Origin of the sequence: Kitasatospora sp. NA04385, from assembly GCF_013364235.1 — a bacterium.
GTDB lineage: Bacteria > Actinomycetota > Actinomycetes > Streptomycetales > Streptomycetaceae > Kitasatospora.
This window is the reverse complement of record NZ_CP054919.1, coordinates 20211-42928: the sequence shown is the minus strand read 5'-3', so window position 1 is coordinate 42928 and position 22718 is coordinate 20211. Positions and strand designations below refer to the sequence as shown.

Below are 22718 nucleotides of genomic sequence, written 5' to 3'. Positions count from 1 at the left end.
TACATCGACACCGCCACCGCGGAGGACTTCCGGGCCCGGCGGCTGCTCGACGCCCAGGGCAAGGCCGCCCGCCTCTTCGACGAGGTGGCCCGGCGCGGCCTCGTCGCCCCCGGCCGGAGCGAACAGGCCGTCAGCGACGGCATCCGCGACCTGGCCAACGAGATGTTCGGGACGACCAAGCACTGGCACAAGCGCATCGTCCGCTCCGGCCCGCACACCCTGTTCCCCTACCGCGAGAACCCGCCGGACCGCGTGCTGGCGGCCGACGACATCGCCTTCGCCGACTTCGGCCCGATCTTCGAGGAGTTCGAGGCCGACCTCGGCCGCACCTACGTCCTGGGCCGCGACCCCGACAAGCTCCGCCTCGCCGCCGACCTGCCCGCCGTGTTCGACGCCGGGCGCCGCTACTTCGCCGCCCACCCCGACATCACCGGCGCCCAGCTGCACGCCGAGGTCGACCGCCTCGCCCGGGCCGCGGGCTGGACGCTCGGCGGCAGCGGCCACGCCGGGCACCTGGTCGGCGAGTTCCCGCACGAGAAGATCGACGCCGCCGAGATCGAGTCCTACATCGCCCCCGGCAACACCACCCCCATGTGCCGCACCGACCGGGCCGGGCGGGTCTGCCACTGGATCCTGGAAGTCCACCTCGTCGACACCGCCCGGGGCTTCGGCGGCTTCCACGAACAGCTCCTCGACCTGGGCTGAGCCCGCGGGCGCCGTTGGGGCCGCGGGTCCTCCCGCTGAGGAGTCGCGGTGAACGCCGGTGCGCATCAAGCGTCACGTCCGGCTGGTGCGAGCTTGTCCATTCTTTGCATTGTGCAATAAAGTGGGTCGCGGGCGGTCGGGCGCGCCTCCCCGGAACCGTGTCCGACTCCCCCGGAGGTCGAAGATCCCGCGCCGCGCTCCCCGGGACGGGGGGCCGCCCGGAGAAGCCGAGACTGCAAGGAGCGGCGGCGTGGAGCGCACCCCCACGGGCCCCGGGGAGCCGGACGGGGCCGAGAGCGCCGACCGGATCGCCGCCCGACTGCTCGCGGAGGTCGCCGCCGCCAAGGCCCGCCTGACCGACGCGGCCCGGGTCATCAAGGAGATCGACCGCTCCCTGGCCGCCGGCCCGCAGCGGCCCGCGCCCGGGCGCCCGCAGGCTCCGGAGCCGCCTTCGGAGCCGGAATCCTGATGGAACAGCCGACCGATGTCCGCCGCCACCGCTCGGGGCCGCCCCCGCGCTGACGTGCGCGGGAACCGCCGATGGGCCTTGTGCCGTCACTTTGCCCAGTGCAAAGGCAGCGGTGGCGGTGCACCCTGCCGCCGGAAAGGGGCATCATGCAGCCCCGCGGAACCGGAGTGGACCTGCGGCTGCCCGTCCTGCCGTTCGCCGCCATGGCGGCCGTCGCCGCGGTCGGGCTCTCGGCCGGCCCGGAGGTCGGCCACCTCGCCCTGTTCTCGATCGGCCCGGCCTTCGCCTGCGTCAGCGGCACCGTCCGCCGCGCCCTGCTGGTCGGCGCGCCGGCCTTCGTCCTGTGCACGGCCGCCGCCTGCTACGACGGCCTGTTCGGCAGCAGACGGGCCACCGTCGCGCTCGCCTCGGTCGCCGGAGTCACCGCGGCCGCCGCCCTGGCCGCCGCGCTGCGCCGACGGGCCGAGCGCGAACTCGCCGACGTCCGCTCGGTCGCCGAGGCGGCCCAGCGCGTCCTGCTGCGGCCCGTGCCGACGCTCGCCGGGCCGGTGCGCCTGGCCGTCTCCTACACCAGCGCCGCCGCCGCGGCCCGCATCGGCGGCGACCTCTACGAGGTCGTCCCCACCCTCGCGGGCACCACCCGGGTCGTGGTCGGCGACGTGCGGGGCAAGGGCCTGGACGCGGTGGAGACCGCCGCCGTCGTGCTCGGCGCCTTCCGCGAGGCTACGCCCGACGAACCCGACCTGGAAGCCGTCGGCGCCCGGATCGAACGCGCCCTCGACCGGCGGCTGGACGGCGAGGAGTTCGTCAGCGCGATCCTCGCCGAGATCACCGCCGACGGCACCGTGACCCTGCTCAACTACGGCCACCCGCCGCCGCTGGTCGTGCGCGCCGACAGCCGGGCACGGTGGGCCGAACCCGCCCGGTGCGCCCCGCCGCTCGGCCTCGCCGGCCTCGGCCCGGCCGGGCCCGAGGCCCACGACCTGCGCCTCGGCTCGGGCGACCAACTGCTGCTCTACACCGACGGCGTCACCGAGACCCGCGACCACACCGGCGAGTTCTACCCCCTGCCGGAACGGGCCGGCCTGCTGTCGGTCGACGACCCGGACGGCGCGCTGGAGGCGCTGCGCCGCGACGTCGCCGCCCACGCGGCGGGCCCGCTCAAGGACGACGCGGCGATGATGCTGCTGCGCCGCCGCTCGGACGAGCCGGCCTGAGGAGAGCCGGCCCGGCCGCGCCGACGGGGACGTCGCTGCCAGGGGAACGCCCGGTCCCCGAGGCGGCGGCCGGTGGAGCGCCTGTGCGAGGTGGACGGCCCGGCGCCGAGAAGACCTTTGCGTGATGCAAAGAAAACGCCGAACGCTCCGGACCCGGTGCGCGGAGAGCCGACTCGCGAGCCGACACCGGGCGCACTCCGCGCTCCGCGCGCCGGGGCGCAGGAGGTAGAAAGGACCCATGACGGACGATCACTCGCCATCGGAACCCGACCTCCCGCACCAGGGAGGTCCGGAGGAGGACCTGGTCACCGCGGTCCTGACCGCCTCCCGGGTCCTGGTCGCGATCTCGGCGCGCTCGCTCGGCGAGGTCGCCGAGTCGCTGACCCTCCCGCAGTTCCGGATGCTCGTCCTGCTGCACTCCAGGGGCGCGATGAGCCTCTCCCGCCTGGCCGAGCACCTCGCCGTCAACCCGTCCACCGCGCTGCGCATGCTGGAACGCCTCACCGCCGCCGGCATGGTCGTGCGCGACACCCGCCCCGAGGACCGCCGCGAGGTGCGCGCCGCCCTCACCGACCTGGGCGTCCGCACCGTCGTCGAGGCCACCGAGCGCCGCCGCGAGGAGATCCGCCGCATCGTCCAGGCCATGCCCGCCCGCCAGCGCACCGGCCTGGTCCGGGCCCTGCGCGCCTTCGCCGACGCCGGAGCCGAACCCACCGCCCCCGACCGGCACCCCGAACCACTCGGCTGGTAACCGCCCCGGAACCCCCGGCGCCGACTGCCGCCGAGGAGAACGCCCCTGCCGACGACTTCTCCCCGGCCTGTGGTGGCGGGTGAGCGGTGGTGTCGAACGGGAGCCGCAAGGCTGTGAGCACGTCCATCATGACAGGTCGGCGCCGTTTTCCGTAGGACGGAACGCACAGGACGTGAGGCTTGTCCGTCCCGTTCCCCGACTCTCAGAATCTCCTTCGTACATCGTCCGGAGACAGGGAGAACGGTGACGATCGATCACGATGCGGTGCTTCGGGCCCGCGTGCTGCTGCTGGGGTCAGGCAGGTTGGGGCGGGCCGAGTCGGTCGGTGCGTACCGCGTGCTGGCCGAGGTGAGCCCGGAGGCGTACGTGCCGAAGTTGGTCGAGGCCCTCCTCGCGTTGCGTCACGAGAGCCGGGACCCGAAGGCGCACGTCGCGCTGACCGCCGAGGCCTGCCGGGCCGCGCGCACGATGGAGCCCGGTGCGGCGGACCGGGCGGAGCTGTTGTGCCGTGCCCTGGACGCCTACCGGGCTTCCCTGTTCGCCCTCGGGCGCAGGGAGGAAGGGCGCGCGATCTGTGTGGAGCTGGCCGAGGCCGGACGCAGTGGGCCCCTGGGGAGCGTGCTGGCCGAGGAGGGTCGCTTCGGGGAGGCCGCGGAACTCGACGAAGAAGCCGCCCGGAACGGAATCCCGGAGCACTCCTTCTGGACCGTGGTGCGGTGGGCGGCCAACCTGGAGGGCGCCGGTCGGCACGACGCCGCATCGACGGTCTTCCGCGGGCTCATCGAGGAGACCCGGCACGAGGCGGCCGAACGGCGGACCGCTCTGGCGATACTCACCTGGGAGTTGGTCCACTTCTCCCGGATGCGGGAAACGGCCGGGGACGGGGCGGGTGCGGCGGCCGCCCGCCGGGAGGCCCTGAGCGTCCTGGAGGAGCTCGCGACCACGGGCGAGCCGGAGAACTGGAGCTGCATCCTGGGGTGGTGGCGGACGCTCTTCGTCCTGTCGGGCCGGGCCGCCGAACCCGCCGCGAGCCCCCGGTCCCCGATGCCGCCGTTCGGCACGGACCTCGGATGGTCGTCCGACGTGCGGGACGGTTTCCTCGGGATGCTGCCCGGCCTCGAAGCGGAGGCGGCGAGGCTGGGGGCGGCCGACCGGCTGCCCGAACTGGTCGACGTCCAACGCCGGATCAGCATCCGCGCGGCCGTCCGCGAGGGCGACCGCCCCCACCTGTTCGAGGAGCGCTTCGCACCGTACTTCGACGAGGGGGTGACGTTCGCCCGCCGCCTGCCCGCCGACCCCGCACGCCTCGCCCGCGCCCTCACCGACCGGTCGATGTTCTTCGTCGCGGCGCGATCCTTCGAGCCCGCGCGTGCCGACTTCGCCGAAGCGGTCGCCCTCCTCCACCGATCCTGAGCCCCCGGCCCGACCTCCGCCCGGCCCACCGCCGAGTTGACGGTGGGGGTCTTGACCGGCGTGATGCTCTCCGCGGCGGAGGTGCGCCGGGGTGGCGGACAATGGCTCTCATGATGCGCCGAACTCCTGCTGCCAAGGTCGCCAGCGAAGGGGTCACCCATGTCCAACTCGCGGTCCAGGACGGGCTCCAGTGGCTGTTTCGAGAACAGCCGACCGAGGACTACGGGATCGACGCCCACGTCGAGGTCGTCGACGGGGAGGAGGTCCGGGGGCGGCTGCTCGCGCTGCAGATCAAGAGCGGCGAGAGCTTCTTCGGCGAGGCCACGCGGGGAGGCTGGTGGTTCCGCCCCGATGCCGAGCACGTCCAGTACTGGCTCAACCACTCCTTGCCGGTCGTCGTGGTCCTCTACGAGCCGCGGGACAGGGTCTGCTACTGGCAGACCGTCAGCCGGGAAACGCTGCAGCGGACCCGCGGGGACGGATGGCGGCTGCTGATTCCCCGGGGCCAGGTCCTCGACGAGACCGCCGCCCCGGCACTGCGTGAAGCCGCCGACGGCGATCCCTACGTGCTGCGGATCCGCGATCTGCAACTGGCGCGTCCGTGGATGGAGCGGATCACCGCCGGCCAGCGACTGGTCATCGACATCGAGGAATGGGTCAACAAGACCTCCGGGCGGGGCGAGATCGTGCTCGGCGTCGACAACGAGGACGGTGCGCCGCCGACCCCGCTCGCCCACTGGCCCGTCGCGCTGGGACGGTCCGGCTACGCCGACGTCGTGCCCGGTCTGTTCGCCTGGGCCCACGTGGACCTCCACGCAGACACCTACGACGACGCCGACTGGAGCGAGTACGGAGACGGGGGAGAGGACGCGCTTCCCGGGCTGCGCCCCTACGCCGACGACGGTGAAGTCGCGCTGTGGCGCCTGGAGTTGACCCTGAACGAGCTCGGCAGGAGCTTCCTGGTGGTCGACCGGTTCGGCGCGACGGGCAGGCGCCAGCTGGTCAGCTGAGCCCTCTCGCGACGGCCTGGCTGCGCGGTCGGCGCTCGGCGTCGTAGCGGGCGAGCGCGGTCTCGACGGTGGGCCCGGCGGCGAGGGCGGCGGCCAGAGTGACCGCGTCCTCCAGGGCCTGGCAGGCGCCCTGGCCCAGGTCGGGGGTCATCGGGTGGGCCGCGTCGCCGAGCAGCGCGATCCGGCCGGCGATGTAGGAGGGGAGCGGGGTGCGGAGCTCGTCCACGGCGTGGTGCAGGACGGCTCCGGGCCGCCCGTCGTGCCCGAGGCCACCGTGGAGTGCCGTCCGGCCGTCCGCCCCGATCGGACGCTGCGCCAGATCGCCCAACCCTTCGCCGGGACCGGTTTGACCAGCGCCGCTGTCATCGACCTTGCCACCCACCGGCGTCACATCCTGGCGGCCCGCCTGCGCGCGCCTGCGCGGCGACACCAACGCGGAGGTGCCCCGACCCGCTACGGCGGGTCGGGGCACCTCGGCTGCACGGGACGGGACTACCCGTCAGCTCTCACGGGGCCGGTCCCACGGCCTGTTCGGCCCGTGGTCGCTCTTCGGCGGGCACGGCTTGGGCGGGCAGGGCTTGGGCGGGCAGGGCTTCGGCGGGCACAGGCGGGTGTCCTTCACCGTGACCTCCGCGCACGGGCAGTCCTCGGTGAGGACGACCGTGCTCACCGGGTCGGCCGGCAGGGCGTAGCCCTCCGGTGCCGACACCTCCTGCCAGTAGTAGGTGCCCAGCGGCAGGTCGGTCGCCCGGCAAACGCCGTTGTCGCCGGTGGTGCAGGGCTCACCGACCTTGGTGTCGGCGTTGGCGCCGAGCGTCTGGAGGCCCGGGTGGCCGTTGGTCTCCCGCCACAGCTGGAAGACCGCGCCGGCCAGCGGCTCGCCGGTCTCGGCGTCGACCTTGACGACCTTCGTCTCGCCCGGCCCCTTCTCCGGCACCCTGGCGTCCTTGACCACGACCGGCACGTTCTGCCCGGAGGCGGCGATGACGACCGTGGCCACGTTCTGCGCGGGCAGGTCGTAGCCGGGCGGGGCGGCGGTCTCCTGCCAGTAGTAGGTGCCCAGCGGCAGGTTGTTCGCCGAGCACCGCCCGTTGGCGGGGGTGGTGCAGGGCGTGCCGACCGTGGTGTCCGGGTTGATCCCGGTGGTCTGCAGGCCCGCAACGCCGTTGGTCTCCCGCCACAGCTGGAACACCGCACCGGCCAGCGGCCGACCGGTTCCCGCATCCAGCTTGGTCACGCCGGTGGATCCGGTCGCGGTCGGCGTCCGGCTGTCCTGGACGGTCACCGGGACGTTCTGCCCGCCGGTGTTCAGCACGACGGTGCTGACCGGCTGCGCGGGCAGGTCGTAGCCGGGCGGGGCGGCGGTCTCCTGCCAGTAGTAGGTGCCCAGCGGCAGGTTGTTCGCCGAACACTGCCCGTTGGCGGGGGTGGTGCAGGGCGTGCCGACCGTGGTGTCCGGGTTGGCCCCGGTGGTCTGCAGGCCCGCAACGCCGTTGGTCTCCCGCCACAGCTGGAACACCGCACCGGCGAGCGGGGCGTTGGTGGTTGCGTCCACCTTGGTGACGGTGCTGGAGGCGAGCGGGATGGGCGACTTGGTGTCCTGGACGGTCACCGGGACGTTCTGTCCGTCCGTGGTGAGATCGACCTGGGTGACCGCGGGCGTGGGCAGGTCGTAGCCGGGCGGGGCGGCGGTCTCCTGCCAGTAGTAGGTGCCCAGCGGCAGACTGGTCGCCGAACACTGTCCGTTGGCGGGGGTGGTGCAGGGCGTGCCGACCGCGGTGTCCGGGTTCGCTCCCTCGGTCTGCAGGCCCGCAACGCCGTTGCTCTCCCGCCACAGCTGGAAGACCCCGCCCGCCAGCGGCTGCGCAGTGTCGGAGTCGACCTTGGTCACGCTGGTGGATCCGGTCGCGGCCGGCGTCCGGCTGTCCTGGACGGTCACCGGGACGTTCTGTCCGTCGGTGTTCAGCACGACGGTGCTGACCGGCTGCGTGGGCAGGTCGTAGCCGGGCGGGGCGGCGGTCTCCTGCCAGTAGTAGGTGCCCAGCGGCAGACTGGTCGCCGAGCACTGCCCGTTGGCGGGGGTGGTGCAGGGCGTACCGACCGCGGTGTCCGGGTTCGCTCCCTCGGTCTGCAGGCCCGTAACGCCGTTGCTCTCCCGCCACAGCTGGAACACCGCGCCCGCCAGCGGCTGCGCGGTGTCGGAGTCGACCTTGGTGACGGAGGTCGACCCGGTGGGGGTGGGCGTGCCGCATTCGGGGAGGTCGCCGTTGAACGGGTAGGCGTGGATCTCCGTGCCGGTGCCGCCCGAGCCGCCGGAGGTGTGGTTCAGGGTTCCGGTGCTGAAGAAACGCCCGTTCAGGCCGGGCATGTTGACGGTGGTCGTGCTGGCCGGGTTGCCCACCAGGATGCTGCCCTGGAACTGGCCGGTGCCGGTGAAGGTGACGGAGCCGGCGGTCGGGACGTTCCACAGCAGGCGCTCGCGCAGCTGGTTGAACGGGTCGGCGTCGTCCAGGCTGCCGCTGAAGGTGCTGACGGTGCGGGCCGCACCGGTCAGGTTGACCAGCACGGTCGCGTTGGCGGGGATGTTCTGGAACACGATGCCCTGTTGGGCGCCGCCGCTCGTGGTGAGGTCGAAGTCCACGTTGAAGACCTGGAGCGCTGACGTACCGTCACCGGTGAACAGCGTCTGGAAGCTCTGGTTCACCGCGGTCCCCGTGGCGGGTCGCGGCGTTCCGGTCCCGGCGTAGCACTCGCTGGCCGTCTGCAGCTGGCCGCGCAGCGGGGTGTACGCGGCGACGGCCTGCGGGTCCTGGACGACGGTGCCCTCGACGGTGCCGCTGACCGTACCGGCGTGCCGGACGACGCCGCCTTCCGCGACCAGCCGCTGGTCCTGGGCGATGGTGACGTTGCCGCCGGTGGCGAGGAAGTCCGAGCCGTCCGGCGGCGGGACGCGCGAACCGACGCCCGCGATACCGACGTTGTAGACGGCGCTGACGCCCGCTGCCTTGTTCTGCGAGAAGTTGCCGAGTGTCACCACCCGGCCCTCGGCCTCCGCCGCCGAACCGGTGACGTTGAAGTCGCCGCCGACGAACACGTTGATGTTGGCGTCGCGCCCGGCGAAGGGCCCGTTGTTCACCGGTGGGAACGTCGCCGGGCAGTCCGCCCCCAGGCACGGCCCGAGACCGCCGGGAAGCCCGGCCGCCCAGGCCCCCGGGCCGATACCGGCCAGTCCGAACGGTACGAGTGTCGCGGCGAGGCCGACGCTCAGTACCCGGCCCAACCATCGCCTTCTCTGCGCGGGCGACACACGCTGATCTCCTGCCACCTGGGTCCTCTCGGCAAGCGGGAACGATGAGACGCCCGAGTCTCGTCACCACCGGTCGCCCGCGAACCCGCGACGCGCTGACATCCCCTCGGACGGCCCCGCCCCACCCCTCCGATGGCCGAACGGGCGACCGCCGGAGCTGTCCTGCGCAGCCCGCAGCGCAGCCGGTCCACCGTCCGTCGGGCGGACGACCGCCCACGGACGGACGGTGAACCGCGCCGCAGACCAGGTGGATCTCGCCGACCGGTTCGCCGGGCTGCCCGGGTCAGCGGACCGCCGAGAGGCCGAGGCGGTCGGTGACCTCGCGCCACAGATCGGCCGGGCAGAGCCCCAGCGGCCGGCGGAACCCGTCGTAGGGCACGCGCAGCGGCGTGTGGTTCTGGAGCCAACTGCTCTCGTGTCCCGAACGGTTCCACCCCGTGTTGGCGATCGGCCAGTAGTGCTCGGGGAAGTCGCTCTTGTCCTGGCTGGTGATCTTCAGGACGGTCGCACCCGTCGCTCCCGCGCCGACGACCAGACAGGGCCGGTCCTTGCCGCCGCCCCCCTCTTCGAAGGGGACGTACGCGTACCAGACCTGACCGGGCCGAGGGCGCTGTCCCGTCCGGGGCCGTGGCGGGAGCGGCGGGAGCGGCGGGCGCCGCGAGCCCGGCCCCGTCCTGCTGCGGCGGGAGCCGCGCGGGCCTCCGGCGGAAGGCGGTCCGCCGCCCTCGCGACGGCGTGCCCTGCGCCACCACGAGGGGACGAACCACAGGGCCACCGCGCCGGCGAGCGCGCCGACCGCGACGAGGGCGCTCCAGCTGCCGTGACCGAGGAGCAGCCGGAAGCCCAGCGCCCAGAACGCGCCGTAGCAGAGGTACACGGCCAGGCGGACCAGCCCGTCCGACAGGTGCGCGGAGGGATCCTCCCGTCCCGGGCGGACGCTCCTCCCGCCGGAATCCCCGCCCGAACCCCCGCCGGGGGCGGCGGGGGCCTTGCCGCGCCGCTTCTTCCGCTCTTCTTCCAACGCCGTTTCCTCCTGCTTCCCGGACCCGTCCCGCGGTGTCCGCGAGGCAGCTCATGCCCGGTCCGGCCGTCCGGACTCCTGCCGGCAGCCGCCCGGCCCGGGAGCGGGTGGCGACACGGAGCCGCTCGGAAGGCGCGTCCGGTGCGGCATGTTCGCCGGGGACCGGGGCAGGCGGCCTGTCGTACGGAGAACCAGGCACGCCGAGAACGAGGAGGCAGCGATGGTCGAGGGACTGTGGGGCTACGAGGGTGCCGAGGGCTACGCTGCGGGTTCGGACCTGACGGGGTATCGGGTCGAGGCGACGGACGGGCACATCGGGAAGGTCGACAAGCACACCGTGGACGTCGGCGCGGGCTACATCGTGGTCGACACCGGCCCGTGGATCTTCGGCCGCGAGGTGCTGCTCCCGGCGGGCACCGTCACCCGGGTCGACGACGCGGAGAAGACCGTGTGGGTCAACCGGACCCAGGACGAGGTGAAGAACTCGCCGGAGTACGACAAGGACAAGCACGGCGACGACCCGGCCTACCGCCACCAGGTCGGCGGCTACTACGGCGACACCGCCGTCTGACCCGCCCCACCACACCCTCCGGGGCCCCGCGTCTCCCGACGCGGGGCCCCGCGCGTTGCGCACCCCACCGAAGCGGGCGCCCGCCGCACCGCCCCGGCAGGTGCCACTGCTGTTGCCCGTACCGCCTGCGGGCGCCATCGCGGTGCGGGCAGGCGGGTCCGGCCGTTCCCGTCACAGGCCCACGATCAGCTGGATGCAGACGATCTTCACCAGGATCGCCAGGGCGAACAGCGTCGAGTAGCCGGTGTTCACCCGGGCGTCCGAGGAACGGGTGTTGGCGTACGCGGTGATCGCCGGGTTCCCCACGTATCCGGCCAGCAGGCCCATCGTCCGGGGGCGGCTCTGACCCAGCAGGCGCGCGGCCAGGACCATCAGCGCGTAGCTCAGCAGCGCGCTGATCAGCAGGACCACCAGCAGTTTCAGGCCGAACAGCGAGAACGCGTTCTGCCGGAAGGCGTAGCCCGAGGTCAGGCCGACGCACGCGAGGAAGAGCAGCAGGCCGATCTGGCGCAGGGTCAGGTTCGCCCGGGTGGGGAGCGTCCACACCAGGGGGCCGGTGCGGCGCAGCCAGCCCAGGAGCATCGCCATCAGCAGCGGGCCGGCCGCGGTGCCGAGGGAGAGGGTGGCCGAGCCGAGGGTCAGGCTGGGGATGCCGATGAGGAAGCCCAGGGCGAGGCCGATGCCGAGGCTGATGGCGCTGACCTCGCTGACCTTGGCCTCGGTGTCCCCCAGGTAGCGGCTGACCTCGTCGGAGCGTTCGCGCGGCATCACCACCCTGACCCGGTCGTCGAGTTGGAGGCGCAGGCCGTCCTGGGCCAGCAGCTCCCGGTCACCGCGCCGGACCCGTGAGACCAGCGCGCCGAAGCGGTCGGCCAGGGCGAGGTCGGCCACCGTGCGTCCGGCCAGGTCCGGGTTGGTGAGCAGCACCCGGCGGTAGTCGATCCGGTCGCGGCGGTCCAGCAGGTGCTCGTCGGCCAGGTCGCCGAGGACGGCGACGGCGGCCCGCACCTGTTCGGGGCCGCCCACCACGACCACCCGGTCACCGGGAGCCAGCCGGCCCACGCCGTGCGCCACCTCCGGCTCCCCGCCGGCTCGTTGGACGACGCTGGCCAGTACCCGGCCCTGTGCCGCGCCGGGTACGTGGGCCCAGTCGGTGGTGGTGCGGACGGCCACCGTCACGGTCTCCAGGCGGTGCGGCAGGTCCTCGCCCGGATCGCGCCGTCCCGGCCAGGAGCGGACGGCGGCGAGCCCGGCGACGAACAGGATGGTGATCACCACCGCCAGCGGATAGCCGATGGCGTACCCGACGGCCGGCTGCGCGGGGTCGGCGGAGGCCGCCTGCGCCGCTGCCAGCCCCGGGGTGGTGGTGCCGATTCCGGCGAAGCCGCCCGCCAGGTACGGTCCGCTGATCCCGAAGACCCGGTTCCCCAGCAGGCCGACCACCATGGCGGTGACCACCAGGGCGACCACCGCCCCGGCCATGACGGCGAGTTCGGGTTTCAGCTCGCGGAAGAACGCGGGGCCGGACTCCAGACCCACGGTGTAGACGTACAGGGCGAGGCCGAGGACGGACACCCCGGCGGGCACGGCGGGACCGATGTCCGGGTCCAGCGCTCCGACCAGCAGGCCGACGAACAGCACACCGGCAGCGCCCAGCCGGATCGGACCGAGCCGGGCCAGGCCGAGCAGGGAACCTGCCGCGATCACCGAGAAGACCGTCACCCAGGGGTGATCGGCGAAGAACTGCCACATGGCGTCCACTCAGCCATGCCGGTGCGTCCCGCTCCAAGCTCCTTGCGGCATTCGGCGCAGTTCCATCCACCCTGACGGGACATCAAGGCGGCCGGAGCGGAGCGAACCGGGTCGGACGGACGTCGACCGACGACGCGTGCCCGCCCCACGTTCCCCGGGACTTCGAGGCCGTCGGCGCCGGTTCCTGGTTCTCGCTCGGACAGTGCGGCGTCACTCGTTCAAGTCCAGTGGCGTGCCGTCGTGGTCTGCCCCTCCGTCGTGGCGGCAACCTGAGGTGCATGCGTACTTCTCCTCTCGTCCGGCCGGCGGCGGCCCGCTGCTGACGGCCGTGCTGCCCGCCTCGTGCACGCCTGCCGCTCCTGGTCCGGGGGGTGGGAACGGGCTGCCGTCCGTCGGGCGGTGCCGCGGGTGCCACCGCCGCCGGCGATGTGCGAGGACGAGGCCGGGCCCGGCGGCGGAAACGTGTGCGGGGTTCCACCCGACGGCCGGGTGGAACCCCCACATCAGGACCGCCGGGGCGGTCAGTCCTTGAAGGCGTCCTTGACGTGTTCGCCGGCCTGCTTGAGGTCGCCCTTGGCCTGGTCGGCCTTGCCCTCGGTCTCCAGGCGCTCATTGCCGACGGCCTTGCCGGTGGCCTCCTTCGCCTTGCCCTTGGCCTTGTCCGCCATGTTCTCGATCTTGTCGCCCGTGCTCATCGCGTCCTCCTCGTCGCTGATCGCCCACCGCGCTACCCGCACCACGGTGTCGGACCCAGCGCATGCCCGGCCGAACGGTTCTAATTCGTGTGAATATTCGGCCAGCTCAGGGGCACACGGCGGTCCGACACCGACTGCGTGGAGGTCACCATGGTTCCCCTTCTTCTCGTCCTGCTGCTGGCGCTCATCCTGTTCGGCGCCGGTTTCGCGCTCAAGGCCCTGTGGTGGGTCGCGGTCATCGTGCTGGTGATCTGGGCGGTGGGCTTCGTCGCCCGCGGCACCAACGCCGGTGGCAGCCGCGGCCGTTGGTACCGCTGGTAGCCCTCCGGCCGTCGGACGATCATGCACTCGGCGGGGCCCGCGCATCGGCGCGGGCCCCGCTTTCGTACATCCCCCTCCACCCCGCCGCGGCCGACCGCCGAACCACGGCACCGCGTCGACCGGCCGAACGGGACCCGCAGGTGTGGGACGGCGATGCACGGGTTAGGCGTTCTCACGGCGGGGCGGGCCCGTCTCCGCGTCCTGAACCAGCGCGACCTCCAGGGCCTCGCCCCGTCCCTTCCCCCTCATCACCGGGTCCTTCCAGCCGGTGGGGAGAGCGGCCGCCCCGGCCTCGGTCCACCCGCTGCGGCGTGCCCGAATCGCGCGGACCCGCACAGGACGCCGGATTGGCCGGACGAAGGATCAAACACCGCGCCTTGAGCGCACCGTGGCCGCCAGGCCGTCAGGGCCCCGGTCAGCGTCTCCGTCTCCGGCGGCCGGGTACCGCCCGCCACCATCAGCGGTGGGACAGGCCGAGCGGAGAGGGCTCATGGCCCCTCCAACACCGTTCGGGCCGCCCGGCAGCCCGCGTCGGTCTCGTACGGCCGGTGACACCACCTGCTGCGGCCGCCACTTGGTCGGCGGCGGCCGCAGCGGGGCTCACTGCGTGTAGAAGCGCTGGTAGGTGAGGTTGTTGCAGGGGTAGGCGCGCAGGCCGTACGCGGAGCTGTCGTCCATGCAGCGGCCGGTGTTGACGTTGATGAACGTGCGGCTGCTGTCCGACCAGTACTGCATGCGCCAGTTCTGGTAGTTCAGGCCGTTGCAGCTGGCGGACCGGAGGCCGTAGGCAAGGCTGTCGTCGAGGCAGCGGCCGGTGCTCTGGTCCTGCAGGACCCACATCTTGCTGGTCGAGTCGTTGCCCTGGTCGTAGAAGTTGAGCCGCTGGAAGTTCAGGCCGTTGCAGCCGAACGCGCGCAGCCCGTAGTCGAAGCTGTCGTCCACGCAGCGGTTGGTGGCCATGTTCCGCAGCGTGTAGGCGTACACGGTGGAGCTCAGCGCCTTCGGCACCGACGCGGACGAGCGCACCTGCCTGGTGTCCGCCGCGTGGGCCGCTGCCGGAGCGGCCCACGCGCCGAGGAGCGCGGCGGCCGCCACTGCCGCGGCGAGCACCCGGGCCGACCGCTCCGGACGCGTACCGCTCTTCTGCCCGTTGATCATTCGTTCCCCCCTGGATTCCGTGGCCGCGCGGACGCGGCCCCTGATCGGGCCGACCCCGGTGCGGCCGGCCCGATCAGGATCCGCCGACGCCGCCTACGTGCCCAGCGCGCGGTCCGCTGAGCGGACCGGTGGCAGCTGTTCCGGAACGGAACCGGCCGTCGTGGACGAGCGGGTCGGCGGAGTCCGGGCGCGGAGTGACGAGTTCCGGCCGTTCGGATGCGGTAGCGGAAGTGCGCGGAAGTAGACGATCGCCCTCCTGGCCTGGCCCGCTCCCCGTTCCTGCCCTAGCCTCCCGGCATGGGCCAGGGACTCGGGGAACCGGACGTCACGTCACTTCACGAACCTCCCCCGGCCGGTGTACCTCCCGTACCTCCGGCCGCCGCGCCCGACGTCCGGGGGGTGCTCGCCGGGGCCTTCCAACTGCTCGACGCCCTGCGCACTTCGCAAGGGGCCGGCCCGAGCGAGCTGGCCCGGCGGGCGGGACTGCCCAAAGCCACCGTCTGCCGACTGCTCCGCCAGCTGTGCGACCTCGGCGCCGTCGAACAGCGCGCGGGCCGCTACTGCGTCGGCGAACACCTCCACTGGCTGGGGCAGGCATGGCGGCCGGACAACGCCCTCATGGCCGCGACCCTGCACCTGGTGCCCAGGCTGGCGCAGGTGACCGGCGCGACCATCACCGTCGGGGTCCTGACCGGCGCCCAGGTGACCTTCGTACGCAGCGTGCAGGGACAGATCGCCGCTCGGGCCCCCCTGAACGCGGGCTCCTCCTGGCCGAGTTGCACCGCGGCCGCCCGGGCACTGCTGGCCTGGGCCCCGACTCCGGTGCCGGGCTCCGGGCCCCTCCTCGACCCGCTCCAGGCCCGAGGCATCCGCGAGGGCCGAGTGGCGTTCGACCACGAGGAGGTCGTATCCGGCGTCTCCTGCGTCGCCGTTCCGATCATGCACCCCCACCGGGAGCAGCCCGTCGCGGTACTGGCCGCCGTAACGGAGCCGGGCGAATCACTCACCCGCCTGGCCGACCTCCTGCACCGGGCCGGCAGCGGCGTCACCGCTGCGCTCCCGTCCTTGGCGGCACGGCAGCCTTGAACCCGGCCCGTCCGCCCCGGGGACGGTCTCCTGCGGCGACCCCTGTGCCGGGTCGCCCCGACGCGAAGCGGCTCTGGCCGGGTTCGGGGGGGCGTCTTTCGGGGGGCTTGTTGCGGTCGGGTGCGGCTTCGGGGGCCGGGGGCGGGGTGGTCGGTCCGGTCCGGCGGGGTTGGAGAATTTTCGACCTGATTGCCCTGAAAGGGGAGTCACCGTGCCCGAAGTGAGTAGGAGAAGGGTGTCGAGGGGCCCGGCCGAGGGTTCCGGATGTCGTAGACGGAGGATGATCGTGGCTGTGGACCGCAGTAGTGCCAAGTCCGGGATGTTCGCCGTGCGCGGCTCGGGTGCCGCCGATCCGCGGGAGCGCTCCGTCGTCCCTCGGGGTGATGCGGCGCAGCGGTCCGAGCCGGCGGGGGAGGGCTGGCGTGACCGTGCGGCGTGTCTGCGGGAGGACCCGGAGCTGTTCTTCCCGGTGGGTGTCGCGGGGTCGGCTCTGCGTCAGATCGAGTGTGCCAAGGACGTGTGCCGGCGGTGTCCGGTGCGGGAGCAGTGCCTGCGGTGGGCGCTGGACAACGGGCAGGACAGCGGTGTGTGGGGCGGGACGAGCGAGGACGAGCGGCGTGCGATGAAGCGCCGCGCCGCCCGGCAGGGTCTGCGAGCCGGGTCCTGAACCTGTCCACCTCTTCGGGAGCGGCGCGAACTCGCCGCTCCCGGAGGGGTTTTGTGCCGTGAGCAGGGGCCTCCATGACCTCTCGTCGGGCAGGGCCGGCAGAGGGCTCGCCCGGAGTACGGGGAACGGTTCGGGCAGGGGGCTGCGGTGTCTCTTTCTCCTGCCCGGCCGACACCGTGCTCGGGTGCTCGTCGTGTCGGCCCTCGTGCCGGAAGGTCGCCCCTGCGGGCGCGGGGGCGGCCTTCCCGGTGTCGAAGTACACGTTGGGGCCCGGCCGCTGAGGGGCCGTGGGCCGATCTCCTTTTTCCCGCCGCACCAATCTGCGCCCCTCCAAGACGCCGCCGTGCATCGTGGCTCGGGGGTCGGCGGCCGCGTCGGGGCGGGGTCGCTGCCGCGTCGGCGTTCTTCGGTCGTCGGTGTGAGCGGCGGCCTCAGTGGGTGGGGCGGTCCGGGGGGTGGAAGCAGGCGGTGACGGTCTTGCCGTGTCCGTCGGCGCGGGCGTTCCAGTCGTCGGCGAGGGCGTCGACCAGGGCCATGCCGCGGCCGGAGGTGGCGTCGGGGCCGGCGTCGCGTGGGCGGGGCAGGCGCGGGGAGTCGTCGTGGACGCTGACGTACAGGCAGGACCCGTCCCAGGTCAGGACGAGGTTCGCGTCGCTGTGCGCGTGGCGGTGGGCGTTGGTGAGGAGTTCGGAGACGGTGACGAGGACGTCGTTCGCGGTCTCGGGGGCGTGCTCGGTCCAGCCGAGTTCGCCGAGGTGGCGGCGGGTCCAGGTGCGGCCGGCTGCGATGCTGCTGGAGAGGGGCAGCGTTCGGGCCCAGCCCACCGCTCTTACGGCTGCTTCGGGTTCTTCCATGGCCTGTGTCCCTTCGACGGGGAGGTGCCGCGACCGATCCTGTCTGCCTGCGCAGTCGTGTGCGGCTCTGTGCGGGTGCGGGTGCGCGTGCGGGGCCCGCCCGGTGTTCGGGCGGGCCCCGCGGACGGACTGCGAAGGTGGTGGTCAGTCCTTGAAGGCGTCCTTGACGTGCTCGCCGGCCTGCTTGAGGTCGCCCTTGGCCTTATCGGCCTTGCCCTCGGCCTCCAGGCGCTCGTTGCCGACGATCTTGCCGGCGGTCTCCTTGGCGGTGCCCTTGATCTTGTCGCCCAGGTTCTCGATCTTGTCGCCCGTGCTCATCGCGTCCTCCTCGTTGCCGTATCCCTGCCCCGGTGCCCCCACCGTGGTGTCGGACCCGGCGCATGCCCGGCCGGACGGTTCTGATTCGTGTGAATATTCGGCCGGTTCAGGGGCACACGGCGGTCCGACACCGACTGCGTGGAGGTCACCATGGTTCCCCTTCTTCTCGTCCTGCTGCTGGCCCTGCTGCTGTTCGGCGCCGGGTTCGCGGTAAAGATCCTCTGGTGGGTCGCGGTCATCGTGCTGGTGGTGTGGCTGGTGGGTTTCGTCGCCCGCGGCACCAACGCCGGTGGCAGCCGCGGCCGCTGGTACCGCTGGTAGCCCCCCCGGTCGTCGGACGACCGTGCACTCGGCGGGGCCCGCGCATCGGCGCGGGCCCCGCTTTCGTGCGCCCGTTCACCCCGCCGCGGCCGACCGCCGAACCGCGGCCTCGCGTCGACCGGCCGAACGGGACCCGCAGGTGTGGGACGGCGATGCACGGGTCAGGCGTCCTCACGGCGGGGCGGGCCCGTCTCCGCGTCCTGAACCAGCGCGACCTCCAGGGCCTCGCCCCGCCACCCGGTCCGTGCGCGCCGCACCCCCTCCAGCCCGGTGCCGGCACCGCGTCAACGGCTCGGTCTCCCGGCCCTTCCTCGCATGCCGGAGCCCGGCCCCGGGGCCTACCTGCCGTATCGCAGGAGGGATCAGCTCCAGGAGGGCGCCGTCGGCGGGCTCGCCCGGATTGTCGGTACGGCGCAGACGGGCATTGACGGCCAGCACCCCCAGCGCGGGACGGCAAGTGGCCTGCCTGCCCGGCCTGGACACCCGGTGATGGGTGGCGTGTGGGGTGCGGTGGTGGTGTGCCGCCTGTTTTCAGTGGCTGGGTGGTGGTCGCTACTGGTCAGCGCCGCCTGTCGTTGAACGGTGGTGTCGTGTTCGTACTGAAGAGCCGTGTCGTAGGCCGGCGAAGTTCCGGTGCCGTCTGTGACAGGGACCGCGATCCGGGCGGCGCGTGTTGTACCGGGCGGTTACTGGGCGGCGAGGTTCTGCTTGAGGTGGAGCTCGATGGAACGGCACAGGCTCAGCGCGTCCTGCGGGTCGTCGGCCCGGTGGCCGAACCGGCGGATGAGTACCACCGAGTCGAGCGTGGTGCCTGCGCGGGCCAGCACGAACAGCAGGGCGAGCAGGGCGGCGCGGGCGTTGCCGTCGTCGAACGGGTGGAAGAAGCAGACATCCAGGTAGGTCCGGGCCGCGCTGGCGGCCGGCGAGAGCCGGCTGTCGGCGGCCTGCGCCAGACAGGCGTCGAGGCGGGTGCGGGTGTCGGGGCCGATCCCGTAGCGCTCCTCGCCGCCCTTGGCGAAAGCGGGGCGGGTGCGCAGCGGCGGCGGCCCGGGTGTGCCCAGGACATGCTGCTGCCAACCGCGGAGCAGCTCGAAGTCGAGTACGGCGCCGCGCGTCGCATCGGCCCGCACCAGCTCCAGCGCGGTGAGCAGGCCGGCGGCGCGGGCGGGGTCCACTGCGGCGTCGAAGGAGCGGAAGTCTTCCACCGCGCCGTCGCGGGCAGCGGTCGCCGGTCCACTGTCCGTGCTGTCCTCGCGGTCCGGCCACGGCACGCTCTCGCGTACCGCGAGCCAGCGCTCCAGGTGGTCCGGGAGCTCGATCGGGTCCGGTGACCAGTGGGTGTCCTGCGGGCGAAGTGGGCCGACGAGCCGCTCGGAGACGCCCTCCGCCAAGACGGCGTCCGGCGCGGTCCAGCTCTTGAACCGGCCGCCGACCGCCTGTTGCACCAGCCGCTCTGCCAACTCGGGGGCGACACCCCAGTAGCTGAGGAACCAGCCCAGGACCTGCTGGCAGTGTCCGTACCAGCCGCTCTCAGCGCCTGTCCAGTCGGCCACCTGCAGGATCAGGTTCCGGGCGGCGCGCTCCCACAGGATCCGGTCCGCCACCAGGGTCTCCGGGGCCAGGGGATAGGCCTCGAACCACTCCGCGAGGCGCTCCAGCCAGTCACGCCACTCGCACAGCGCCGCCACGACGCGGTCGAGGGTCTGTTCCGGGGTGGTGATCGAGTGCAACCCGCAGCACCAGTTCCCGACCGGACCGCCGTCGACGTCCCCCTCGCCGAGGGACCAGCGCCACCCCGCCGCCCATCGACCGTAGTGCTCTATCAGTGCGTGCGTCATGGCATCGGACCAGGGCTTGGCCACCTCCCAGGCCCAGTTGACCTTGGTCAGATCGAGCTTGGGGTCCAGCCGTGAGGGCACCCGCCGCGCGGGGCCGAGGGAGTGGACCACCTGCGCCGCCGAAGCAGGGTCGAAAGGGTGGCCGACGGGGTCGACCTCGTCCCAGGTCAGACCGGTGGGGTAGAGCGCACTGAACACCCGGTCAGGGTGTCACAAGGGCCAGGGGTGTGAGCAACGCTATTTCCGCCAGGTCGCGGCCAGGCGCACCACCATCAGGACCCCGGCTCCGCTGGGTCGCCGGGCCCTCCGGGGACACCCGGGAGAGCCACCCGTTCGTTCGTGCCGGTCCTCATGGGTGTTGGCTATGTGCATCAGCTGTTCGGGGGGCCTTGCGTTGCTGTTCGGCGCCTGGGATGCAGGTTGGTGGCCGGTTTCGTGGTGGCGGAGGATGTTGCGTGGGGTGTCGGGGTCGCGTGTTTTGCTTAGGCAAGGTGCCCGGCGTGCTCGTGTGCGGAGGTTCTGGGCCGCAGTGCCGTGCCGGGTCGTCTGCGGGTGGTGGTGTTCCTCGGGCCTGCTCGCGTGTTTTCCCGCCCCTTTGTGGGGTGTTGGCGCGTAGGCGGGTGTGGTGTGCAGGGGCCGTCGTGTCCGGTGGAGTTGTTGGTGGCGTTATGGGGGAGGTGTGGGGGTGTGTGAGGTGAGCAGGGTTCGCAGGGGTGTGGTGTCGGGTGTGTCGGCGGTGGCGGCGTCGAGGGCGTCGTCCATGCCCTTCTCCCATGCTTCGGGCAGGGCGAGCCCGGGCTGTCCCGCCCATGCGATGTCCGCGGTGGCCTGTCCGAGGGCGACCAGGCGCAGGTGGACCAGGCCTGCGAGCGCGTCGAAGATCCTGGGCCGCAGGAAGTTGCGGGCCGACTGCCCGGTCAGCCGTGCCGCTTGGGGTGGTTTGGGCATCCGGTCGGCGATTTCCGGCCACAGCAGACCGCGGTCGAAGGCGTCGAGTATCTCCTCCAGCCCGGGCAGTTCTCCGTCCGGCTCCGAGGAGCGCAGTGTCCTGGCCACGGCGAGGCGCAGGGGGCGGGACCAGTCGTCGGCGTCGGCGACGGCCCGGGCCAGGACCAGGTCGTCCCAGCTCATCCGCCGCATCGTCGAAGCCTCCGGTGGCAGGGTGCGCGCCTCCAGTGCCGCGAACAGTCGGTCCGGCTCGCGCAGCAAGCTCAGCGCCTCCGGTCCGTCCGGTCCGTCCGGTCGGTTCTGCTGGTTGTCGTCGCCGGGTGGTAGTGCCTCGATCAGGGCGATCCGTTCCGGGGTCGGCGGGTGGGAGTCGTAGGGGTGCGGGCGTGATGGGCGGCTTTCGGCGGCGAGCCGGGCGAGTTGCTGCGTGCTCCGGGCGGCGAGCAGGTGGCGGAAGCCGCCGCCGACCTCGCCCACCGGCGGTAGCGCGGCCAGCGGCTCACCCAGGGTGGCGTATGTCGCCAGGTAGCGGCGGTGTGCGGCTTCGAGTACTTGGGTGGCGCGCAGTGCGGCGGCCGTCGCCTCGCGGCCGGCGTGTCGGGCGGCCACCTGGTCGGCCACGAGTTCCTGCCGGCGGGCGGTGGAGTGCGAAGCTTGTAGGAACATCCGGGCGTACGCCGTATACAGGCGGCCCACCGGGTGGTGGAGCCAGGTGTCACCGGTCTCGAACGCCCGGACGGTGTGTACGAGCGCTGCCCGGCCGCGCATCGTGAGGCCGCCGAGCCGGGTGTCCCCGTGGGCGAAGTGGCCGAACTCGTGCGCGAGGACGGCGCGCAGTTGCGGGACGGTCAGCCCGGTTAGCAGCGGCAGGCCCAGGGACATCCGGCGGCGTCCGGGCAGCAGTCCCAGCAGGCGGCCGTGTTCGGCGACGCCCGCGTTGACCTCCGCGACCAGGAACAGCTCGTCCGGTGCGCGTTCCCCCGCCGCCCGGGCGGCGGCGCGGACCTCCTCCCACAGCCGGGGCTGTTCCTGCGGCGTGATGGCCACGGCTGCGGGTGCCGGGCCGAGTCGGCCGGCGCGCAGCGAGGTGACCATGCCCCGGACGATCGTCACCGCCAGGAGGGCGGTGACGGCCAGCACGGTTCCTTCGAACCAGGCCGCCTGTTCGGTGAGCAGCCGCGTCACCAGCAGCCAGTCGAGTACGGCCATCGCCGCCAGCAGGCCCACGCCCATCAGGTGGAAGCCTGCCAGCAACACCACCGCCCGCAGGGCGCGCAATCGGAACGTCATCGAACAACCCCCGCGCAGCTCGGCCGGCCCGCGCGGGTCGGCGATGATCGCGCGGAGCCTACCGCGCAGCTCAGGGGCCCTCCCCAGCCGCCCCCTGCCCCACTTCGCGGTGGGCCACTGTGATCCGCGTCGATTCCCGGCCCGGACGCAGGACGGCGTCGAGACGGAGCCGGGGATCGGGGGCCTCGGCGCTCACGGAAACTCCCCACTCAGTTGAACACCGGAGCGGGCGGGGGACGTGAGTAGTCCTGGCCGTTTTCCGGGGTGGCTTGGTTCGCTTTTGGGGGCAGCGTTTGTCTGTGCGTTCGGGTAGTGGTTGGTGATCATCGGGTGAGCGGGTGTTCACGGGTTTTGGCGGCAGGGTTGCTGTGGCCGGCCGTAGCGGAAGCTGATTCTTGATCGCTTCGGGACGTCATGGCGTGGCATCCTGTGCGGGCTGTGTTGAACTGCTCGATGGGGGAACTTATGAGCTATGAGCTGGAGTGGGTTGAGCTGCCCGAAGCCGTGGCGGAAGCGCGGTGTCGGTGGGAGTCCTGCATTGCCAATGGTCTGCCGTGTGATCACATCCCGGACTGTTCGGAGTCGTACTTCTCGCTCGCGGGGCCGTTCCAGTTCCATCTGAACATCGCCGGGATGGCGGTTTGCCGGGACGGGCTGCGTCGCTCTGGCATGTCCTATCAGGCAGGGCATCAGCCCTTTCCTGTGTGGCCGTTCAAGGACATGGAGGACTGGCGGTCGGCCGGCCAGGCTCGGAGAGATGCGTTCAATGCGGCCGAGCGTGCCGCTTCGGCCCAGACCGTCCCGGGAAAGGTCGGGATTCCGGAGTTCAAGCTGCTGAGCAACGGTCCGTGGCTGGTCGGCGGCGAAGAAATCATGCAGGCGCTGAACCGGTATGAGGAGGCGTCAGCCGATGTGCGTGCAGAGCTGGAGACCGATGGTTTGTGGTGTGACTGGCTCGGCTGGCTCCGCGAGACGGCGGGCCGTGGTGGCTTCACGGTCGGCTGAG

General features: G+C 72.7%; 20 protein-coding genes and 2 pseudogenes. 12 read left to right on the top strand and 10 right to left on the bottom strand.

Annotation, left to right across the window (positions count from 1 at the left end; genetic code table 11):
- The first annotated feature begins 3 nt into the window (after nt 1-3).
- The 6 genes from HUT16_RS00225 (at nt 4) to HUT16_RS00200 (ending at nt 5565) form a co-directional block, all read left to right on the top strand.
- Complete coding sequence (locus tag HUT16_RS00225; protein WP_217712145.1) at nt 4-705, top strand: M24 family metallopeptidase; 702 nt, start codon at nt 4-6, stop codon at nt 703-705.
- 250 nt (nt 706-955) lie between these two features.
- Nucleotides 956-1174: a hypothetical protein gene (locus HUT16_RS00220; RefSeq protein WP_176184249.1), complete on the top strand. Its 219-nt coding sequence runs from the start codon at nt 956-958 to the stop codon at nt 1172-1174.
- Between the two features lie 146 nt (nt 1175-1320).
- Complete coding sequence (locus HUT16_RS00215; RefSeq protein ID WP_176184247.1) at nt 1321-2391, top strand: PP2C family protein-serine/threonine phosphatase; 1071 nt, start codon at nt 1321-1323, stop codon at nt 2389-2391.
- Nucleotides 2392-2629: 238 nt separating this feature from the next.
- Entirely contained in the window at nt 2630-3142 is a 513-nt protein-coding gene (locus HUT16_RS00210) for a MarR family winged helix-turn-helix transcriptional regulator (RefSeq protein ID WP_176184245.1), read from the top strand.
- A 243-nt stretch (nt 3143-3385) separates the two neighbouring features.
- Nucleotides 3386-4555 carry a hypothetical protein gene (locus HUT16_RS00205; protein WP_176184243.1) on the top strand — a complete coding sequence of 390 codons (1170 nt, stop codon included), beginning with the start codon at nt 3386-3388 and terminating at the stop codon, nt 4553-4555.
- A gap of 110 nt (nt 4556-4665) precedes the next feature.
- Nucleotides 4666-5565: a DUF4365 domain-containing protein gene (locus HUT16_RS00200; protein ID WP_254897557.1), complete on the top strand. Its 900-nt coding sequence runs from the start codon at nt 4666-4668 to the stop codon at nt 5563-5565.
- A 4-nt stretch (nt 5566-5569) separates the two neighbouring features.
- On the opposite strand, the pseudogene HUT16_RS00195 reads toward HUT16_RS00200, so the two are convergent.
- The 3 genes and pseudogenes from HUT16_RS00195 to HUT16_RS00185 form a co-directional block, all read right to left on the bottom strand.
- Nucleotides 5570-5815, bottom strand: a pseudogene (locus tag HUT16_RS00195) (FAD-dependent monooxygenase); the annotation flags it as partial.
- Between the two features lie 249 nt (nt 5816-6064).
- Nucleotides 6065-8701: a SpaA isopeptide-forming pilin-related protein gene (locus HUT16_RS37625; protein WP_254897556.1), complete on the bottom strand. Its 2637-nt coding sequence runs from the start codon at nt 8699-8701 to the stop codon at nt 6065-6067.
- Nucleotides 8702-9155: 454 nt separating this feature from the next.
- Complete coding sequence (locus tag HUT16_RS00185) at nt 9156-9893, bottom strand: type II toxin-antitoxin system PemK/MazF family toxin (RefSeq protein WP_176184239.1); 738 nt, start codon at nt 9891-9893, stop codon at nt 9156-9158.
- 220 nt (nt 9894-10113) lie between these two features.
- Here HUT16_RS00185 and HUT16_RS00180 point away from each other — a divergent pair, with 220 nt between their 5' ends.
- On the top strand, nt 10114-10464 hold the full coding sequence (locus tag HUT16_RS00180) for a PRC-barrel domain-containing protein (RefSeq protein WP_176184237.1): 351 nt from the start codon (nt 10114-10116) through the stop codon (nt 10462-10464).
- Between the two features lie 171 nt (nt 10465-10635).
- Here HUT16_RS00180 and HUT16_RS00175 read toward each other — a convergent pair whose 3' ends face one another.
- Both HUT16_RS00175 and HUT16_RS00170 read right to left on the bottom strand, forming a co-directional pair.
- Nucleotides 10636-12216, bottom strand: a complete 1581-nt coding sequence (locus tag HUT16_RS00175) for an aspartate:alanine exchanger family transporter (RefSeq protein ID WP_176192391.1) — start codon at nt 12214-12216, stop codon at nt 10636-10638.
- 521 nt (nt 12217-12737) lie between these two features.
- Entirely contained in the window at nt 12738-12911 is a 174-nt protein-coding gene (locus tag HUT16_RS00170) for a CsbD family protein (protein ID WP_176184235.1), read from the bottom strand.
- A gap of 150 nt (nt 12912-13061) precedes the next feature.
- Between HUT16_RS00170 and HUT16_RS00165 the strand changes: the two genes are divergently transcribed.
- Nucleotides 13062-13232, top strand: coding sequence for a hydrophobic protein (locus HUT16_RS00165; RefSeq protein WP_176184233.1), 171 nt, complete (start codon nt 13062-13064; stop codon nt 13230-13232).
- A gap of 600 nt (nt 13233-13832) precedes the next feature.
- Here HUT16_RS00165 and HUT16_RS00160 read toward each other — a convergent pair.
- Nucleotides 13833-14390 (bottom strand): actinohivin, encoded by a 558-nt coding sequence (locus HUT16_RS00160; RefSeq protein ID WP_176184231.1) that lies wholly within the window; start codon nt 14388-14390, stop codon nt 13833-13835.
- Between the two features lie 399 nt (nt 14391-14789).
- Here HUT16_RS00160 and HUT16_RS00155 point away from each other — a divergent pair, with 399 nt between their 5' ends.
- Together HUT16_RS00155 and HUT16_RS00150 are read left to right on the top strand one after the other, a co-directional pair.
- Nucleotides 14790-15476, top strand: a complete 687-nt coding sequence (locus tag HUT16_RS00155) for an IclR family transcriptional regulator (protein ID WP_176184229.1) — start codon at nt 14790-14792, stop codon at nt 15474-15476.
- Between the two features lie 418 nt (nt 15477-15894).
- A pseudogene (locus tag HUT16_RS00150) lies at nt 15895-16143 on the top strand (WhiB family transcriptional regulator); the annotation flags it as partial.
- A gap of 431 nt (nt 16144-16574) precedes the next feature.
- Here HUT16_RS00150 and HUT16_RS00145 read toward each other — a convergent pair.
- On the bottom strand, nt 16575-16997 hold the full coding sequence (locus HUT16_RS00145; protein WP_176184227.1) for an ATP-binding protein: 423 nt from the start codon (nt 16995-16997) through the stop codon (nt 16575-16577).
- A gap of 144 nt (nt 16998-17141) precedes the next feature.
- Complete coding sequence (locus HUT16_RS00140) at nt 17142-17315, bottom strand: CsbD family protein (protein WP_176184225.1); 174 nt, start codon at nt 17313-17315, stop codon at nt 17142-17144.
- Between the two features lie 150 nt (nt 17316-17465).
- On the opposite strand from HUT16_RS00140, the gene HUT16_RS00135 reads away from it, so the two are divergent.
- Nucleotides 17466-17636 carry a hydrophobic protein gene (locus HUT16_RS00135; RefSeq protein WP_176184223.1) on the top strand — a complete coding sequence of 57 codons (171 nt, stop codon included), beginning with the start codon at nt 17466-17468 and terminating at the stop codon, nt 17634-17636.
- Nucleotides 17637-18322: 686 nt separating this feature from the next.
- Here HUT16_RS00135 and HUT16_RS00130 read toward each other — a convergent pair.
- Nucleotides 18323-19672: a Fic family protein gene (locus HUT16_RS00130; protein ID WP_176184221.1), complete on the bottom strand. Its 1350-nt coding sequence runs from the start codon at nt 19670-19672 to the stop codon at nt 18323-18325.
- A 468-nt stretch (nt 19673-20140) separates the two neighbouring features.
- Complete coding sequence (locus HUT16_RS00125) at nt 20141-21712, bottom strand: M48 family metallopeptidase (protein WP_176184219.1); 1572 nt, start codon at nt 21710-21712, stop codon at nt 20141-20143.
- Nucleotides 21713-22177: 465 nt separating this feature from the next.
- On the opposite strand from HUT16_RS00125, the gene HUT16_RS37270 reads away from it, so the two are divergent.
- A complete protein-coding gene (locus HUT16_RS37270; protein ID WP_217712005.1) occupies nt 22178-22717 on the top strand; it encodes a hypothetical protein in 540 nt (179 codons plus the stop codon).
- Nucleotide 22718: the final 1 nt, after the last annotated feature.